Below are 18849 nucleotides of genomic sequence, written 5' to 3' on the forward strand. Positions count from 1 at the left end.
CGTATCATCTATTTCGCAAAATTTTAAGGCACCCGATTGGGTGCCTTCTCACTGGGTTGGTACTCTTGTTTTTTTCTTCTCAAGAATGGTCATCGCAGCCCCGGTCCAACAATCTGCGAAGGGAAAGGTCTGCTTACTGCATCAAAACTGCCGCTCTATCCCCTTCGCTAGGCCTCCCTCCCGAGCTAAAATAATAGCCTCTGCTCGGCCGGCAACCTGTAATTTGCTAAAAATTGTGGAAACATGGTTTCTTACCGTTTTGGGACTTAGGACGAGCCGTTCTGAGATTGCCGGGTTGGAATAACCTTGCGCAATCAAGGTCAGCACTTCTCTCTCGCGGTCTGTCAACTCGGGAAAGAGGGGTGCGGTTTCGAATTGTCGCCGCTTCTGAGTCGCCCCGAAGAAACCGATGATTCGGTTCGCGATGCTCGGGCTGAAAATGGCTTCGCCCTTGCTCACGGCTGTAATGGCCCGAATGGCTTCATCACCTTCGGCTCCTTTGAGCAAATAGCCGCGGGCACCTGCCCTCATGGCGGAAAATACAGAATCATCATCGTCAAACATCGTGAGCATTAAAATGCTGATACCAGGCAATGCAGCCAAGATTCGGCGCGTTGCTTCAATGCCATTGATTTCCGGCAAGTTGATATCCATCAAGATTACATCAGGATGACAATGCGCCGCTAAGACGATTGCTTCGTCGCCCGAGGTGGCTTCTCCCACGACCTCCACCATTTTCGCTTCCGCTAATAAAAGTGCTCGTAATCCATAACGGAAAACAGGGTGATCGTCTACAATGAGAACGCGGATGCGATTCATGAGACGTCAGCTCCTTTCCTTGCCGTTGGAGCATCCCCATATCCTTTGGTAACTAGGGGGAAATATGCACCTACCCGCATACCCATTTTTGGCAAGTTTTCGATGAGAAAGGTTCCTCCCAGCTCCTCCGCGCGCTCACGCATCGAATGGAATCCGATGCCGCCGCGGATCCCGGGCGCCAATCCATGACCATTGTCCGATATTTCCAGAGTAAGTGTTGACTCCAATAGAAGCCGAACATTGGCAGAGGTGGCATGAGCATGCCGTACGACGTTCGTCAGCGCCTCCTGGACAATTCGGTAGCAAGCGATTTCGATCGCTGCTGGTAACATAGGAAGCGAATCCGGCGCGTCAAGCGTCATGACCACACCGCTCGCATTGTAATGTTTCATTTGCTCCTGCAGGGCCGCAATCAAGCCCAAATCGTCGAGGGAAGGCGGACGGAGTGCATAGACTAAGCGCCGAATATCGACAATCGCCTGCTGGGCATGCGTGATTGCGTCTGTTAACAGTTGTTCCGCAGTGCCGGGATCGTGCCGCAGCAGCTTTTTGATCGCGGATAAGGTAAATGTCTGACTGGATAGCTGTGGGCCTAATCCATCATGCAAATCCCGGCGTAAGCGACGCCGCTCCTCTTCGCGCGTGGCGACAAGTCGTTCCCTTGAATTCTGCAGGTCTACCGTCATTTTCTTCAAGTCGGCTGTCAAGCGCGCCGAGTAAACCGCAATGCCGATTTGGGGGGTAAGGTCCCGAACGAGTCTCAGATCGGCAGATGTCAGTTCTTCACCCCGCTGGCGCGGAGAAAGAATTAACTCGCCGACCTGCTCTCCTTGGTGAATTAGCGGGAGCCTAAGAGCTGAGCTTTCATCAATAGCATTGCCATAGTAAGCCGCTACTAGCGTATTTTCGTCACCATGAGATGTCTGTTTCCTATTCCAGATAATCGAGACATAAGGAAGCTTCAGCGCATGAGCGACACTTTTTACAATAGTAGGAAGCAAGCTGTCCGCAGGCAAAGACTCCTCCAGACGCCGTCCCAGAACGGAAAGTGCCCGATAGGGGTCAATTCGATCCCCGAACATGAGACGGTTGACCCCTTGCTGCAGTCGGTTGCGCAACGGCTGAATGATCACAGCAACCATAGCGGTTGCCAGCGCAGATAATACCCACTCATTTTTAATGTGCAAAAGAATGCTTGCTCCAAAAACAACCAGCATATACAAGGCCAATATACATACCGATACCGACGTATATACAACGGTGCGATTAATGACGATATCGATATCCCAAAGCCGGAAACGGAGCAAGGCGACACAGACGCCAAGCGCGATAGAAAGATAGTAAAACGTGAACAAGATCGGACCTAGAAGCTGATAGAAGGAGTCTGGTTGATTTAAATCTGAGATCATCAAAGGAAGCAAGTGTATAATGGTGAGGGATGTCAACGAGATGGAAAATCCGAATGCCAACCATTTAATTTGCTGCCGCTCCTGAGGGGAAGCAACAGCGAAATAACGATAAAATTGCGTGGCTGCTGCGCTGCCATAGACGACGAAAAGTTCCAATAAACCAAGCAGCGGCGGCCAATTGTCAATATTATAAGGATACGGAAGCATAAAGAATGCAATTTGAATGATGAAAAGAAAGGTTAACATCCAGGACCAACGCGGAACGAATCGCCCATCAGGAAAGGTGTAGAAAAAAATTCCGAGTGAGGGCCATTGCAGAAATAAGAAAAGGATTTCAATCAGATTTAATGGCGGCGGGAGATCTTTCACCAGATGAACATCGGACATGCCGAACGCGCCGAAGATCACGAGAATTAGGGAGACGAACAAACCCATGCGCTCTGTTGATGCGCGCCAAAATATGAGAAGTCCTGTCCCTATATAGATGGTTGTCATGACGACATCGCAAATTAGCGCATAAAGGGCATACCCTTGCAGCGAAAAGCCGTAACGCTCAAGCGCAGGAAGGTGGTCCGCATGAAGCTGTAGGTAGTTGCAACCTACTTTCGTCATATCGATACAAGGTTGATAAAGAAGTGCTACGAAATCGGGGTAATTATAGATCATTACGGCTACAGCGAAAAGGCCGGCCAGCAGCCAGAGCAGCCGCAGCCGCAGCAAAGGTTTGCTTTCTGTTTGCAGCCCTGATCTCACCAACGTTTACCGCTCCCCTCCTGAAAGCTGCATTTCCTTAGCGGCAATTGCCGCCTCTCTATTTTACCACAATTATGCAGAAATTGGTTAGTTTCTTACAGATGATGGTGTGCCCCGGCTTCTGACCGGTACCTGAATTTTATATGAGGTAAAACACTAAGACATTGAAGCGCGGTCGGCAAGAAGCGGCCTTCGCTTCAATGAAGACAAGGTTCCCAGAAGGGAACCTTTAATAAGCAAGAATTTTATTTCAGGGGCGTCCTACTTGACCAGAGGGCATATCCTAGCAAAATCCATGTGACGCTCCAGAGCTCGAGAAGTATTGGCGAAGGTTCCCCGTTAGGAATAATAAAGAAGACGATTTGAAGCGGAATCATCACAACGTAGTACAACCCAACGAAAAGCGGTGCCATCCGACGCCATCCCTTCAGCCATTGCGCAACGAACGCCGTAATTCCCAGCGTTAGCATACCGACTCCAAGCAGGAACGCTCCAATGGGATAAAAGAATTCGACCTCATGTCCTACGAAGTATTTTGACAAGATAGCTGCCAGATAAGAACAAATCCCCAGTAGGGTAATCGATGTGCCGATGTACCCGACCCGCCTCGTCCTGCCACTCCAGCTGGCACTAAGCGCGAGTACACCAAGCGGCCCGCATGCTAGACCCAGATTCATCGAGATAGCTATTAAATCTACGATAATGGGAGGTACCTCCAGTAGCGATTCGATGTTCGAAATCACTACTATTAACAACCCGCCGATGAAGCACCCCAGGCCGGCAAAACGAATGCGGTCCGCCAATACTGCCGGACTAACCATATGAATCACTCCTTAGTTGTGATGAAATATTGCATAACTTGATTCGAAGTCCTACATAGTACCAGATATCTCGGAGTCAAATGAACCGGGAGGATAAACTTTTTATCACCCCCATAATCAATATGCCTGAATTCGTGGTAAATCTACAGTTGCATTGGACATTGAATCTCCTCCTTTTTCTTTACGAACGGTTCTACCGAGCGCTAATCAAAATTGTACCTGGAGATAGGTTTTATGGGATGTGATCTGCGTCCTGACTTTCTCTAGGAAAAAATGTCCCTGCCTCATACGGTTGTAGGACCCAGTGTCCCACAGACAGAACAAGGGCCGGTACAGACCCACCTCTTCGGTGAGCTGCCCGACCCTTTAATTGCATCACGCACTTTACGTGTTCTCCTATTTAGCAGTAGCCCACATCAAGATTCACCCTCACAATCTAGGCTTAGTAAGCGTCAGTTGCGTCAATTCCTCCAACGTGACAGTACCGACAATTTTGACACCATTTGTAGCCCGATTTCCCCACTCAAAAGGTGGGTGGTGGTACGGATAATTGCCTCGAAGTGGCCCATCTAAACGGAGACATCACAAAAGCTCTAGAGGAGCGTGTATGGCTGAATTGAAATTTGCGAGCATGTGCACCAGAATTCGATGCCCCTCAAGCAATCTCACTCGATCTCCACCAAAAAAACTTAGCGTTATTTATGGTACGGTTCCCGCCTATTAATCTTAAACGCCCGATACACCTGCTCGGCCAAAACAAGCCGCATCAGCTGATGCGGATACGTCAGCCGCCCGAACGACAGCTTCTGGTCGGCCCGCTTCAGTACGGCGGCGGAGAGGCCGTTGGAGCCGCCGATGACGAAGGCCAGCTGGCTTCGACCGTACGTGCCGAGGCGGTCGATCTGCTGCGCCAGCTCCTCGGACGACCAGAGGCTGCCGTCGATCGCCAGGGCGATGACGTGGGTCTCCGCCTTGATGTGCGCGAGAATACGCTCGCCTTCGCGATGCTTGACTTGCTCCTCCTCAGCCTCGCTCATCGTTTCCGGCGCTTTCTCATCCGGAACCTCGACGACCTGTACCTTGGCGTACGGCCCCATCCGCTTCAAATATTCGTTAATGCCGTCGGCCATAAACTTTTCTTTCAGCTTGCCGACCGCGATAATTTGGATGTTCATATGCGTAAAACTCCCTTATTTAACATTATTTCCACGTGGAACATTGCATTTCGTTGCCTTTGCCCTCTCCCTTACCCGCTTCGATCCCTTCAACAACAAAAAAGGAGAGCTCTCGCTCCCCCACTTTTACACGACCAGAAATCGGCCCAGCTGATCGCAGCCGTGCTCTTCGCAGCAGGATGGCGGCGCCCATTCGGCGAAACGCGTCTCCTGCAGGTCGATCAGATCCGGCGCATCTTCGTATTCATCGACGAACCGGTCGATCGCCAGCTCGAGATGGTCTTTGCAAACGACAAACATTTGTATCCCCCAATTTGAGTGATCGCGGCCGCTACAGCTCGGCTAGCGTCAGCGTAGCGGAGGCCTTTTTCCCGGCGCGGTAGTATGTGATAGACAGTTTATCGCCGATTTTTTTCTCGTTGTATAAATATTTGCGCAGCGCCAGAGCGGAATTGACCGGCTTGCCGTCGAGCTCGACGATCACGTCGCTCGTCTTCAGCCCCGCTTCTTTGGCAGGACCCGTTGCATCAAGCACGATAACTCCAGTTTTCACATTCTCGGGCAATTTTAGTACTTCCAGACCGCTTTGGTACGATTGTAAATCTTCCAGCGTAATGCCCATCGCCGGACGCTTGATTTTGCTGTCTTGAATAAGCGCATCAAGAATCGGCTTCGCCTGGTTGATCGGAATCGCGAATCCGAGCCCCTCGACGCCGGTGGAGGCGATTTTCAGGCTGTTGATGCCGATGACTTTGCCGTCCAGCCCGACCAAAGGACCCCCGCTGTTGCCTTGGTTAATGGCCGCATCCGTCTGAATGACGTCGATTTCCCAATCCAGCTCGCCGTTCTGCCCAAGCGACACCGGAATGTTACTCTTAGGCCGGCTGATGACTCCGGTCGTTACCGTTTGCGAGAAGTCGAGGCCCAGAGGATTGCCGATCGCAATCGCCGTCTGGCCTGCCTTCAGGAGATCCGAATTGCCGAATTCGGCTATGCTGGTGATATCTTCCGAGTCGGTTTCCAGCACCGCCAAGTCCGTGTACATATCTTTGCCGAGTACGGTCGCTTTCTTATGCTTGCCGTCGGGGAGAACAATTTCGAACGAAGTGCCTCCGTCTATGACGTGGAAGTTTGTGGCGATACGCGCCTTGCCCCCGGTTTTCTGAAAAATGATGCCGGAGCCGAGTCCCGTGCCCATCGTTTTATCCTGCTTCGCATCCTTCATGGTGCTGAGCACGCTGACCACTGCAGGCTTCACCTTATCGGCCGCTACCACCACCTGATCGTGCCCGCTGGAAGCGGACGGACGGACGAGCATAACGAGCCCGAAGCAGAGCAGCGCCCCCAATACCGCGGAAATGACCGCTATCCAAACGATCCCTCCGTTGTTCTGAGGCTGCCGGTTCCAACCCCGCTGTCCCCATTTGGACATCTTCGTGGAATAAAAATCGTCGTGAAAAAAGCTCAATCCATCCCTCTCCCCTCTGACGGATCGTCAGCCCTAACCGGTGAACCCGGCTTCTATCGTAACCTATCGGTTGTTTGATTTAAAATAATCGGAATGTTTTCGCTAACGCTTGACTACAATAGTAACACAAAAGGAAGACAAAAATCATAGTTTCCTAGAAAAGGAGAATCGGGATGAATCGTATCTTTAATCATTTGGAGCAGGTTGATTTAATCGGCAAACTGGCCGACATGAAAGAACAGCACTACCGCCAGACACTGCTTATCAGCGCCCTGTTAGAGCTGTTGATCGAGAAGGGTCAGCTCACCCATACCGAACTCGAAAACAAGCTCGTGCAGCTCGACGCCATCAATCCTGACCCAATTTATCCCAAGCAGTAGGCCGGTCGAAAAACGTATCCATCAACCTCACTTGATCTTCCGTGATCCGCTGTTCTTCGAGAATATTGCCAACCGTTAACCGCGCCAAGTCCATCATGTTATGATCGCGGCTCAAATGCGCCAAATATACCCGCTTCGTCTTCGACGAAAGAATTTCGCACAGGCCTTCGCCTGCCGCTTCATTGGACAAGTGGCCGACATCGCTGAGGATGCGCCGTTTGATGTTCCACGGGTATTTGCCCATGCGCAGCATTTCGATATCGTGATTGGATTCGAGTACGAGTACGTCCGAATCTTTGATTTTCTCTTTGACCTTGCCGCTCATATAGCCCAGATCGGTAGCGAGGCTCAGCTTCTGATCCCCTTCGTGAAAGCAGTACCCGACTGGCTCCGCCGCATCGTGCGAAATGCCGAACGATTCGATCTGCATCGTGCCGATCTCAAGCAGCCCGCCCGTATCGAGCACCCGCCTGTTGGCTTCGGCGATTTCGCCGATTTGCCGGTCCAGCTCCGCCCACGTTTTCTCGTTCGCGTAGATGGGAAGGTCGAACTTGCGCGCAACCGCGCCAAGTCCTTTAATATGATCGGCGTGCTCATGCGTCACCACAATCGCATCCAAGTCGTTGCCGCACATACCGCGCTCCTGCAGCAGCTCGTCGATCTTCTTCGCGCTGAAGCCGGCATCGACGAGAATGTTCGTTTCCTCGTTCGTCACGACCGTCGCGTTACCCGTAGATCCGCTTGATAAAATACTGAATCGTAACCCCATATTCCTGCTCCCTCTGCCCTTGCGTCCATGCTGTCTGTCATGCTGCCATATATGCTTAACCGGCGATCCAATAGATGAATCCTCACCGGACTTACTTCCGCTGCTCCTGAGGCCGTTCCAGCTCGCCGTTGAACGCCTGGACGTAATACGGTCCTCCTTCGGCAAGCACGACGCGCCAAGTCGGCAGCAGCACTTGCGTCTCCGAATCGAACTGCTGCCCATGATACCCAAGCCGCACGTCCGCGATGACGGAGCCTTCCGGCAAGTTTTCCGCCAGGCTGCGAATCGCCGTATAAGCCGAAATAACCTTCTGCTCTTTGTGCTCTCCTCCTGATTGTACTTCAACCTTCGTCTGTTTAAAACCGTTGATTTCGCCTTTTTGTCCATACAGATGGAGCGTCGCGTCAAAGAGCGGCATATCGGTCATCATCTGGTAGAAAACATACTCGTCGTCGCGGCTCAGCGCCGTATCGAGCTTGTACGCAGTAGCGTTCTCAACCGGGAGCTTCGCAATGACTTCTTTCAGCCCGCTTCGGCTGATGAGGTTGACGTATTTGATCGGCTGCTGGAGCGTAACCTTCTTGGCGTCTCGGTATTTCTCAGGCAGCTTCACCGTAATTTGCCCGAGCTTCGGCGTATCTTTAGGTACGTCGGCAAGCACCCGGATGTTCTTGATCGCGAGCAGCTTGTTCGTCTCCTCGATAATGCTGGCCGTATCGGTTTCCGAATATGTCTGGCTAAAGCGCGTGACCCACAGCTGATAGCCGAGCAGCACATTCAGAAACAAGAACGATACGATCAAAATCGTCTTCGCCCGTCCCCAATCCATCCGTTCACCCCCGCTTCATCGTTCCGCCAAAAACTCGAACGTACCGTCCCGCAGCTCAACCGCCCAGCGCGGAATCAAGTCCACAAACTGATCCGTAACGACCGCCTGGTACGCCGGGAAAATCGACACCGCCATAACCCTGCGCGGATAGGCGTTCACAAGCTCGTCAAGCTCCTTGCCGCCCGGCAGCGAGGCTTCCTTTCGCGTCGCCCCTTTAAGATCCGGAATAACCGTCGAACGCTCGTAGCCCGACAGAACGCCCTTCTGGAGCACAACCTTGATATAGCCGAACGTGTCCTGTTTCGTATTGATGACCGGGACATTGTCCACGTATTGTCTGAATACGAACGTCTGCGGTCCAAACGACTGCTTCGGCGTAATTTTGCTGAGCATGTATGCGCTGTTCCAGCCGCCGTGCTGGTTGACGAACTGAATGCCGGACAGCAGATTGCCCTTGACGTCGGACCGGCTCTCGGCCGGCGTAAATATCGGATCCGAATAGCTGAACCATCGCTGATCCGGCCTGATCTGCAATCCTTTTTTGCTATCCGTGTAGATTTGCGAGCCGTCCCGCTCCTGCAGGAAACGCGTCAGCCCCGGGTCGACGAACAAGCTGCGCTTGAGCTGGTCGGCCGTAAACTGCGTGTACGGCATCCGGATTTTGGCCATGGCGACCGGCTGATCCGGCAAATAATAATCGCCGTTGTCGGAGTGGTATTTCGTCAAATATTCCCCGAACCCTACCGCCTTCTCCACATCCTTGGCCAGAACATCGGCCTTTACGACTTCATAAACGGTCGTTCCGGTTTCCGTGAAGAAGTACGTTTTGACGTCTTCTTTATTATCCTTGATGTAGATCCAAATCTTCGTAATGTAGTCGTTGTCGGTCGGCAAATCCTCGTTGATGCGCAGCATCGTCTGCAAAATATTGAGCGGTACCGCGTCCTTGAACCGTACCTCGAACCCGATCTGATTGTTCCGGATATCGTCGAGATTGATGCCCGCCGTGATCAGATTCGTCTTGCGCAGCCCGTCAAACGTCCGCCTCTTCAGCAAGTCGTTGTAGATCCGCTCGTAAAATTGATGATTGAAAGGCAGCACCGTATGGCTCTTCTTCCCGAAATGCAGAACGATTTCGTCCGGGTACAGCAGATCGGACAGCTCTGCCTGCGTGCCGTTAAGCTGCGTTTCCAAATAATCCGTCTGCGTGATCGACTCGAACTTCGGCGTCCCGTAAGCAAGGAAATAGCTCTGAAGGAGACTCGTCGCAACGAGCAAGGTAAGGAGGATCGATTTGAACTTATCCATTAGGCCGTTTCCTCCTCCCTTACATAAGGCAGCGTAAAGGTTACCTTCGTGCCGTGGTTATATTCCGATTCCAGAAAAATCGTACCGCCGTGCGCCTTTATAATTTCCCGGGCAATCGACAGGCCTAGACCCGTGCCGCCCATATTTCGCGATCTTGCTTTATCCACCCGGTAAAACCGTTCGAAAATACGGTCCAGATCTTTCTTCGGGATCCCGATTCCGTTATCCTTGACCGCTACTTCCACCGTCTCCGGATCGACAAGCCGGGCGGATATCGAAATGTTCCCGCCGTCCCCGGTATATTTGATTGCGTTGGACACGAGATTGTCCAGCACTTGGTCGATTTTGTCCCGATCCAGCAGCACTTCCCCGATCTCGTCCTCCACGTTCATGGCGATCTCGATCCGCCGCTGCTGCAGCTGGAATGAAAACCGGTCGGCCACCTCTTCCAGCATTTCGCCGACACTCGTCCACGACTTCGCCAATATCGCCTGCTTCGAATCCAGCCGCGACAGGTGAAGAAGGTCCGTAACGAGCCGAATCATCCGTTCCGTCTCGCTGCGCGTCACGCCGATAAAACGGTGCGCCAACGCCGTCTCCTCGATTGCGCCGTCCTCAAGCGCTTCCAGATAGCTCTTGATCGTCGTAAGCGGCGTCCGCAGCTCATGGGATACGTTCGCCACGAACTCGCGCCGCGCCAGCTCCAGCTCCTCCTGCTCCGTTACGTCGTGAAGCACGACGATCGTACCCATCACGCCCAGCTCGCGCCGGTGAATCGGGGTAAAGGTGACACGGATTTTACGGTTTTCCTCCTCCGCCGCCTGCGTGAGCTCGATCATGATCGGCGTCCCCTTCTGCTCTCCGTGGATACGGCTCATCGCCACTTCCTTGTCGAGCCGCAGCACCTTGTACAAGTTGCCCCCAAGCGCCGCGCTTTCTTCAAGCTGAAGCATCTGCTTCGCCTGCTGGTTGATCAGGATGACGTTATCCAATTCGTCCGCGGCCACTACGCCGTCGCTCATGTTCGACAGGATCGAGGAGAGCTTCTCCTTCTCCTCCTCGTTGACCAGCAGCGCTTCCTTCAGCCGATTCGTCATGTAATTAAACGCGAAGCTGAGCTGGCCGATCTCGTCGTAGCTGAACACCTTCACCTTTTGATTGAAATTGCCTTCCGCTACCGAGGTGACCTGCTTCGTAATTTCCTTGATCGGGCTTGTAATCGTATGCGATAAAATAACGCCGAGCAGCGCCGTCATCGCAATCGAGATCAGCGTCCCCGACAGAAAAATGCGGTTAATCCGGTTCGACGTGCTGTATATCTCCTCCATCGACGCGACAACGTACACCGCTCCGATGACTTTCGTATCGCTCGTCACCGGCTTGGCGATCGCCTTCTTCCGGAAGCCGTCCCCATCGAGAAACACCTGCTCGTTATCTTTGTCTCTGATGTTCTGCAAAGCCCGGCTGACGACGAGCCGCGTATTTTTCTGCCCGACGATCTCTTTCGAATTCGGCTGCGACGTCGCGATGACGATGCCGCTCGCATCGATGATTTGAATATCCCAGTTGCTGACGCGGTTCCATTCCAGCAGAAACTCGGTGATCGAATCCTCGCCCGTCTTCTTGCTGTCCTGGTTGACGGACAATTTGGGTTCCACGTAGTCCGCCAGCAGCAGCGCCTGTTTATTCAGCGAGTCGGTGAACGTGCCCATAAAGGAGCTTTCCGTCGTCCGGACAAAATAGATGCCGATCAATTGCATCGCAAACAAGATAAGCAGCACGTAGATCAGGATGAATTTGACTTGTATGGTCCGGATAAAACGAAAGCCTCTCATGCAAAAGCGCCGCCCTGTTTCGGGTTCCGCATCATATAGCCGAGCCCTCTGCGCGTTGTGATGTATTCCGGCTTACTCGGATCGTCTTCGATTTTCTCGCGCAACCGGCGGATCGTCACATCGACCGTACGGACATCGCCGTAATAGTCGTAGCCCCATACCGCTTGAAGCAGATGCTCGCGGGTCATGACCTTGCCGTTGTTGCGGGCCATATAGTAAATGAGCTCGAACTCCCGGTGCGTCAAATCCAGCAGCGCGCCGTCCTTATAGACGACGTACATGTCGCTGTCGATAAGCAGCTTATGGATACGCAGCCCTTGCGGCGCAGGAGCGCCCTCCGCCTCCGGTTGGTTGGCCTGGGTCTGCGCTTGCGTCTGACGGCGCAAATGCGCTTTCACGCGGGCCAGCAGCTCGCGCGTCCCGAACGGCTTGGTGACGTAGTCGTCAGCCCCCATTTCGAGCCCGAGCACCTTGTCGATCTCCGAGTCTTTGGCCGTCAGCATGATGATCGGCGTGTTGCGCTTTGCCCGCACTTCCCGGCAAACATCCATGCCGTTCTTCACCGGCAGCATCAAGTCGAGCAATATTAGATCGGGGTCCTCGCTGAATGCGAGCTCCACCGCTTCTCCTCCGTCGTACGCGCAGACGACCTGGTAGCCTTCCTTCTCCAGATTAAATTTCAAAATGTCCGCAATCGGCCGTTCGTCGTCCACCACTAAAATTTTCCCGTACATAAGGCCACCGCCCTTCGTCTTCTTTCTATCTATTCTAACACAAAACAGCCCTGCAAGCTTCGCGGCTTGTCCGAACCGGGCCTATCGCACGGCTTAGCAAGGGCTGGCTTCGTCATGGGGGTATGGATCAAATAAACGCCATCCTTCTGCCAAGAAAACATGAAATAATAGGCGTAGCGCTTACTCATCAGCTAAAGACCTGCCGGTACCGGCAGCATTTAACGTGACGATGAGCACACAGCCAAGCGAAAACATGAAAAGAGCAGGAGACGATGGTCGTCCCCTGCTCTGGGTAGGATAGATGATTGCGATTAGCGGTTTAGATACTTAAGCGGATTTTCCGGTGTCGTCCCCTTCTGAACCTCGAAGTGAAGATGTACGCCGGTCGAATCGCCCGTGCTGCCCATCGTGCCGATCTTCTCGCCCTTCTCGACGATTTTGCCGACGCTTGTGTCGATCTTGCTTAAGTGACCGTAAAGCGTTCTGTAGCCGTTCAGATGGTCGATAATAATATGATTGCCGTAATCGGACTTGAACCCGGCGTAAACGACTTTCCCGTTATCCGATGCAAGAATGCTCTTGTTGCCGGAAGTCAGGTCGACGCCTTTATGGAACGCGCCCCACCGGTTGCCGAAGCCGCTCGAGAGGCTCGATGAAAGCACAGGCCATGCAAACTTGCCTGTTCCTTCGCCTTTAATGACCTTCGTGCCTTTGCGAACCTTCGCTTTGACCGGCTCCTGGATGATCTCCTCATTCAGCAGTTCTTCCGCCATCATCAGCCCGTTCACTTTCGTTACGTTAAAGGTAACCTTCTTGAGACCGTTCTTGCCGGAGCTGATCGTCTGCGTGATTCCCGCACGCACCGTATCATCCTGCACGTATTCCGTCTCATATTGAATCTCTTGGTTCTCCACGACCTTCTCCACCGTCCGAACCGACAAGGTCGGTTGGAGCATCGTCAGATCGAGCTGCTGCCCGACCTTGATCATATCGTCTGCGATCCAAGGATTGTTTTTGTAGATAACCTGCTTGGAAATATTGAATTTCTTGGCGATGCAGGAGACGCAGTCTCCTTTCTCCACCGTATATTTCGTCGGCTGAACATCGCCGGTCTCCAGCTTCTGCACCAGATCCTTCGCTTCCTGAACGGCATTCGGCTCGATATCGATCGGCTTCAGCTCAACCTTCTGGACAAATTCAATTTTCTGGACTTCCGACTCTCCCGCCTGAAGCTCCTTAGGAGCCGCCGCAGCAAGCACCTTTACTTTCCCGGCGTCCTTCGGTTTGTCGGAGGTGTATTTGCTTTTGATTTGATCGAACAAGGCTTCCGCCGTATCCGAATCCTTCAAAATCCCGATCGGCTTACCTTCGATGAGGAGCTGCACCCCTACCGCATGGGATTTAATCATGCCCGAAAGTTTCGTCAGCGTACCGTCATTGTCGCTCTCCGCCTTGTAAGCCTTTTCACTTTTTAAGGTAACCTCATCGGTATTGAGCACCATATGCACATCTGGGTATTTCTGTTCAATTTCCTTGACTTTGGCAAGTTTGAAATCATCTACCACCTGCGGATCGCTGACGATACCGACTTCTTGCCCTTCCAAATAGACGTGGAAAACCTCGGTCGTATTCATCTTCACGTACTGGCTGCCGCCCAGTGTGACAACCGCCGCAATACCGAGCGCTCCTGCTCCCGTAGCCAGCTGCATTCTATAAAGGCGAACCTTCGCGTACAGCTCCTTCGGCCAAACGGATTGGCGAATCGAGCTCATGGTCGTCTGTATGCGTCCCTTAGCCAGCGGAAGCTTGCTTGCTCCTGCTTTGCTTTCAACCTTTGTGTCGGACTCGGCTTCCCGTTCGTTCAGAATCGGGTCGACTTTGCCGAACATCGACTTCATCCTGCCTGTCAAGCGTTGCAATTGAATGCCCGAAACAGCCCGCTTAGCAGTCGCAAGCTTTTTCTTGATCCAATTTTCATTCTTGAAAACGGTCATGACGATCTCCTTTTACCTTATTTTTCGTAAGAATATGCCATTCTAATGAGACGATATCGATGTTTTTGCCAATAAAAACTGCCGCTGCAACCAGCGGCTTCCCTATGCATCCTGTTGAATTTCTTGATGCTGTCGCACAGTACTAAACCGAATTGATAGCCTTTTTTTACCATAACAAAATGCCTATATTCCGATTTCTTCCCTGTCGGAAGGTATGCAAGCGAAGCAATTACCACCATAGCAGTTGGCTTACTTTCCCTTACACGATTAGACGTTTTTTTTACTTTACCACAGCCTTGTTCGAGTTTTCAACCTTTTTTCCCGCACTTCATGAATATGAAGGGGGTCGTATATCGACATAATCCGGGAGGACAAGCAGTGCGCAGGTCCTGAATCTTAAGCCTTATCGGCCAAGGGTAAAGGCTTTCGGCACCTAAGAGGCCGTTCTTTTTACCGGTTCTGAACAAAAATTGAACAATTCATGAACCCGGCTATTCCGGTGGATTTGCACACAAAAAAACGGCCTGATTCGGCCGTTAAAATCGCAATGCCCTTTCGGGCGCCTCAATATTTCTTTAATATGTCCATAAGCTCGTCGTACTCGCCCGGCTTCAAATATTTCTGAATGGACGTATCCAGCTCATTGATATCATTCGACGAAATGCCGTCCTCCACCATTTGCGAGAACCGCTGAAGCTCCGTTTCCGGCAGCCGCGTGAGCAAGAGCGTAAATATTCTCATTTTATCGGCGTCCGACAGCAGCTCCCGCTTCTGATTGAATTGATCGGCGGTCATGACCAGTTTCTTTTTGTCCAAAGCGTCGCTGCCCGATTCGGTTGCTTGCCCGAACACCGGCAACGCGTTGTCCGGAACGCGCTCCTGCTGCGTACCGTTCGTACCGGTGCCGCTCCCTGCTCCGGTGGCACCGCTTCCGCTTGTGCCGGCGTCTTTCCCTGTACTGCTGCTAGCCCCGTTCGCCCCCGTAGACGATCCTCCCGTGCTGGATGACGGCTGCCCGTTAACGGGCGAATCGCCCTTACCCGCCGTTTGACCTGTACCGTTGCTTACGGCACCTGCCGAGCCACCCTTAGCGCCCGCTCCGTCGCCTTTATCGCCTTTACCGTCCGCGACCGGCTCCTTCCCGCTCCAGTCGTCGATCATCTGTCCCCATAGATCCGAAAATTGCAGCTTCTTCATATTGGCGCTGAGCGGGAACTGTCCCAGCAGCTTTTCTACATATAAATGTACGGTCATCCAAGTGACATATACCGTCAGTACGGAAACCAGCACCGTCACGACGATCCATTTACTCAACCAGTTCAGCCATTTAATCACGCTTTCTCCACCTCTGCCGTCTATTCGTCGTTATTTAAGCGTTTCTTTCAGAAACGTACTTCGGAAGCATAAGCTTAGCGTTTCTGGAGGAAACGCATCGCGAGAACAATATGCTTACCAGTATTGACGGAATAGGCGCGCTTTAACGCTGATTTGGCAAAATAACCGGTGAAATGACGGCATTTCCTCCATTTCCATACGGGGACGAATAACAACGCAAACCACGCAAACAAAAAAAGGAGCCCCGGAGATAATCTCCGAAGCCCTATATAGAAGGAAGAGAGAAAAACGAAAGGAATGGCTCGCTCGCTTATCCGTAAATCGGAGCGACGAGATTCGTTTGCTCGCGGTTGCGTCCGACTGAGAAAATGGCGATCGGGATGCCTGTCAGCTCGGAAACGCGCTCTACGTAGCGGCGGGTTGTCGCCGGCAAGTCTTCCAGCTTCCGTACGCCGGAAATGTCCTCGGACCAGCCCGGAAGCTCTTCGTAAATGGCTTCGCATTCGGCCAGCATGTTGAGGTTAGCCGGGTAGTGCTGAATAATGTCCCCGCGGTACTTGTAGCCGGTGCAAATTTTGACCGTCTCGAGTCCGGTAAGGACGTCCAGCGAGTTGAGAGACAAACCGGTAATGCCGCTCACTCTGCGAGCGTGACGCACCACAACGCTGTCAAACCAGCCTACGCGGCGAGCTCTGCCTGTCGTCGTCCCGTACTCGTTGCCTACCTCGCGGATCCGGTCGCCGACTTCGTTGTTCAGCTCGGTCGGGAACGGGCCGTCGCCTACGCGTGTTGTATAGGCTTTAGCCACGCCGATAATTTGATGGATTTTCGTCGGTCCGATACCTGCGCCGTTACACACGCCGCCTGCCGTCGGATTGGACGAGGTCACGAACGGGTAAGTACCTTGGTCGATATCGAGCATGACGCCTTGGGCGCCCTCGAACAATACGCGCTTGTTGTCGTCGATCAGGTCGTTCAGAACGACCGACGTATCGGTAACATACGGACGGATTACTTCCGCATAGCCTAAGTATTCTTTCAAAATCGCTTCCTCATCGAGCGGCTCCGCGCCGTAAACCTTCTCGATCAGCTCGTTCTTCTCCGCAACGAGGCGGCGCAGCTTGCTCTCGAATTCCGATGCGTCCAGCAGGTCGGCGATGCGAATGCCGTTGCGGGCCGCCTTATCGACGTAGCAAGGGCCGATCCCTTTGCGTGTCGTGCCGATCTTGCTGTCGCCCTTGCGGTCTTCTTCAAGCCCGTCGAGCAAAATGTGATACGGCATAATGACATGCGCGCGGTCGCTGATCCGCAAATTCGTCGTCGTAAAACCGTTCTCGTGAATGTAATTGATTTCTTCGATAAGAGCCGCCGGATTGATGACAAGACCGTTGCCGATGACGCACAGCTTATCTTTATAGAAAATCCCCGACGGGATCAGGTGCAGCTTATATTTTTTGTCTTCGATCAAAATCGTGTGTCCGGCGTTGTTTCCGCCTTGATAACGCGCCACCACTTCTGCCGTTTCAGCCAAAAAGTCGGTGATTTTGCCTTTTCCCTCGTCGCCCCATTGGGTACCGACAACTACTACGGTTGACATACGCACAACCCCTTTGCGAGCACTTCATGCACCCGAGTTTTGCTGTTCCGCTGTTTTCACACAGCAATTTCAGTGTATCAGCCAGATCTTCGAAAGTCAATAAAAACGAACAATCATACACGGGGGTGTAGGATTGTTCGGGAATTTAAACATTATTTCATTGGAACTACAATATAGATAATAGCAATTCCGTACAATAGGCTTCCCGGCTTATCTTGCCCGAGAGCTCTATTACCCGACAGTTATGGACATCGGGCCGCTAAGCGCCCCTGCCCTGCTCCTGATGCGTGCGATCGAGACTGACGAACTTGTTGTACTGCTTCAAGAACGCCAGCTCTACGGTGCCTACAGGCCCGTTCCGCTGTTTGGCGATAATGATTTCGATGATATTTTTCTTCTCGGTCTCTTTGTCATAGTAATCGTCCCGGTACAAGAACGCCACGATGTCGGCATCTTGCTCGATCGAGCCCGATTCCCGCAAGTCGGACATCATCGGACGCTTGTCCTGCCGCTGCTCGACGCCCCGGCTAAGCTGCGACAACGCGATGACCGGCACGTTCAGCTCACGCGCGATCTGCTTGAGCGTACGCGAGATCTCGGATACTTCCTGCTGCCGGTTGTCGCCCTTGCCCCGTCCTGCGATCAGTTGAAGGTAATCGATCAGAATCATGCCGAGCCCCTTCTCCTGCTTCAATCGGCGGCACTTGGCTCGAATGTCCGCCACCGTAATGGACGCGGAATCATCGATATAAATGTTGGCCTCGGAAAGCGCCCCTATCGCCATCGTTAGCTTTTCCCAATCGTCCGGCTTTAAATCGCCGGTCCGCATCGCATTCGCGTCGACATTCGCTTCCGCGCAGATCATCCGCTGAACGAGCTGTGCGGCGCCCATCTCGAGACTGAAGATGGCGACCGTCTCTTTGCCGCGGACGCCTGCGTTCTGCGCGATGTTCAGCGAGAACGCGGTTTTACCGACGGAAGGACGCGCCGCCACGATTATCAAGTCGGAACGCTGAAAGCCCGATGTCATTTTGTCGAGATCGCGGAAGCCGCTCGCCACACCCGTGGACATGCCTTTTTGCTGGGATAAGTATTCGATCTTATCGAATACTTCCATCAGCACGTCGCGGATTGCGACGAAGCCTGTACCGGTGCGCCGCTGCGAGATTTCCAAAATCTTGCGCTCCGCATCGCCTAGCAGCAGCCCGACGTCGTCCCCCGTTGCGTAGCCGTCGCTGGCAATCTGCGTAGCGGTGCGAATAAGCCTGCGCAGCATCGACTTCTCTTCGACGATCGCCGCGTAATAGTCGATATTCGACGCGGTCGGCACCGCATTGGCAAGCTGGGTCAAGTAGCTGACCCCGCCTACTTCCTCCAGCTGCTGCTTATCCTGCAGCCTTGCGGTAACGGTGATCAGATCGACCGGATCGTTCGACTCGGCGACTTCAATCATGCTTTCATATATAAATTGATGCGGGGTTCGATAAAAGTCTTCCGGACGAACGCGCTCCATCGCCGTAATGAGCGAGTCGCTGTCCAGCAAAATCGCCCCGAGCACCGCGCATTCGGCCTCTACGTTTTGCGGGAGAACGCGCCCATCCAGCAGTTGCTCCGCGTTCATTC

The 18849-nt window shown here is 52.9% G+C and carries 16 protein-coding genes; 1 reads left to right on the plus strand and 15 read right to left on the minus strand.

Annotated elements, in window-relative coordinates; all coding sequences use genetic code 11:
* Window positions 1-141: 141 nt before the first annotated feature.
* From ACKGJP_RS36755 to ACKGJP_RS36780, 6 genes are all read right to left on the minus strand, one after another.
* Window positions 142-819 (minus strand): response regulator, encoded by a 678-nt coding sequence (locus ACKGJP_RS36755; protein ID WP_409343640.1) that lies wholly within the window; start codon window positions 817-819, stop codon window positions 142-144.
* Window positions 816-2981, minus strand: coding sequence for a GAF domain-containing sensor histidine kinase (locus ACKGJP_RS36760; protein ID WP_409347355.1), 2166 nt, complete (start codon window positions 2979-2981; stop codon window positions 816-818). Before ACKGJP_RS36760 ends, ACKGJP_RS36755 begins: the two co-directional genes overlap by 4 nt.
* A 245-nt stretch (window positions 2982-3226) precedes the next feature.
* Window positions 3227-3802 (minus strand): hypothetical protein, encoded by a 576-nt coding sequence (locus ACKGJP_RS36765; RefSeq protein WP_409343641.1) that lies wholly within the window; start codon window positions 3800-3802, stop codon window positions 3227-3229.
* Between the two features lie 695 nt (window positions 3803-4497).
* Window positions 4498-4977 carry a 23S rRNA (pseudouridine(1915)-N(3))-methyltransferase RlmH gene (gene rlmH, locus ACKGJP_RS36770; RefSeq protein ID WP_409343642.1) on the minus strand — a complete coding sequence of 160 codons (480 nt, stop codon included), beginning with the start codon at window positions 4975-4977 and terminating at the stop codon, window positions 4498-4500.
* A 126-nt stretch (window positions 4978-5103) separates the two neighbouring features.
* On the minus strand, window positions 5104-5277 hold the full coding sequence (locus ACKGJP_RS36775; RefSeq protein ID WP_409343643.1) for a CxxH/CxxC protein: 174 nt from the start codon (window positions 5275-5277) through the stop codon (window positions 5104-5106).
* 31 nt (window positions 5278-5308) lie between these two features.
* The gene (locus tag ACKGJP_RS36780) at window positions 5309-6445 is read right to left on the minus strand and encodes a S1C family serine protease (protein WP_409343644.1); all 1137 of its coding nucleotides are present in this window, start codon (window positions 6443-6445) and stop codon (window positions 5309-5311) included.
* A gap of 173 nt (window positions 6446-6618) precedes the next feature.
* Between ACKGJP_RS36780 and ACKGJP_RS36785 the strand changes: the two genes are divergently transcribed.
* Entirely contained in the window at window positions 6619-6825 is a 207-nt protein-coding gene (locus ACKGJP_RS36785) for a hypothetical protein (RefSeq protein ID WP_409343645.1), read from the plus strand.
* On the opposite strand, the gene ACKGJP_RS36790 is transcribed toward ACKGJP_RS36785, so the two are convergent.
* The 9 genes from ACKGJP_RS36790 to dnaB all read right to left on the minus strand — a co-directional run bounded on the left by ACKGJP_RS36790 (window position 6794) and on the right by dnaB (window position 18847).
* The gene (locus ACKGJP_RS36790) at window positions 6794-7594 is read right to left on the minus strand and encodes an MBL fold metallo-hydrolase (protein WP_409343646.1); all 801 of its coding nucleotides are present in this window, start codon (window positions 7592-7594) and stop codon (window positions 6794-6796) included. The genes ACKGJP_RS36785 and ACKGJP_RS36790 overlap by 32 nt on opposite strands.
* A 91-nt stretch (window positions 7595-7685) precedes the next feature.
* Window positions 7686-8423 carry a two-component system regulatory protein YycI gene (gene yycI / locus ACKGJP_RS36795; RefSeq protein WP_409343647.1) on the minus strand — a complete coding sequence of 246 codons (738 nt, stop codon included), beginning with the start codon at window positions 8421-8423 and terminating at the stop codon, window positions 7686-7688.
* Between the two features lie 15 nt (window positions 8424-8438).
* Window positions 8439-9731, minus strand: coding sequence for a YycH family regulatory protein (locus ACKGJP_RS36800; RefSeq protein WP_409343648.1), 1293 nt, complete (start codon window positions 9729-9731; stop codon window positions 8439-8441).
* Window positions 9731-11566 carry a cell wall metabolism sensor histidine kinase WalK gene (gene walK / locus ACKGJP_RS36805; protein WP_409343649.1) on the minus strand — a complete coding sequence of 612 codons (1836 nt, stop codon included), beginning with the start codon at window positions 11564-11566 and terminating at the stop codon, window positions 9731-9733. Before walK ends, ACKGJP_RS36800 begins: the two co-directional genes overlap by 1 nt.
* Entirely contained in the window at window positions 11563-12300 is a 738-nt protein-coding gene (yycF, locus tag ACKGJP_RS36810) for a response regulator YycF (protein ID WP_409343650.1), read from the minus strand. Before yycF ends, walK begins: the two co-directional genes overlap by 4 nt.
* A gap of 311 nt (window positions 12301-12611) precedes the next feature.
* Entirely contained in the window at window positions 12612-14294 is a 1683-nt protein-coding gene (locus ACKGJP_RS36815; protein WP_409343651.1) for a peptidoglycan DD-metalloendopeptidase family protein, read from the minus strand.
* Window positions 14295-14858: 564 nt separating this feature from the next.
* A complete protein-coding gene (locus tag ACKGJP_RS36820) occupies window positions 14859-15629 on the minus strand; it encodes a hypothetical protein (protein WP_409343652.1) in 771 nt (256 codons plus the stop codon).
* 310 nt (window positions 15630-15939) lie between these two features.
* Window positions 15940-17226, minus strand: a complete 1287-nt coding sequence (locus ACKGJP_RS36825; RefSeq protein WP_409343653.1) for an adenylosuccinate synthase — start codon at window positions 17224-17226, stop codon at window positions 15940-15942.
* A 259-nt stretch (window positions 17227-17485) separates the two neighbouring features.
* Window positions 17486-18847 (minus strand): replicative DNA helicase, encoded by a 1362-nt coding sequence (dnaB, locus tag ACKGJP_RS36830; RefSeq protein ID WP_409343654.1) that lies wholly within the window; start codon window positions 18845-18847, stop codon window positions 17486-17488.
* Window positions 18848-18849: the final 2 nt, after the last annotated feature.

This window comes from Paenibacillus litoralis (assembly GCF_046244365.1).
Lineage (GTDB): Bacteria > Bacillota > Bacilli > Paenibacillales > NBRC-103111 > Paenibacillus_V.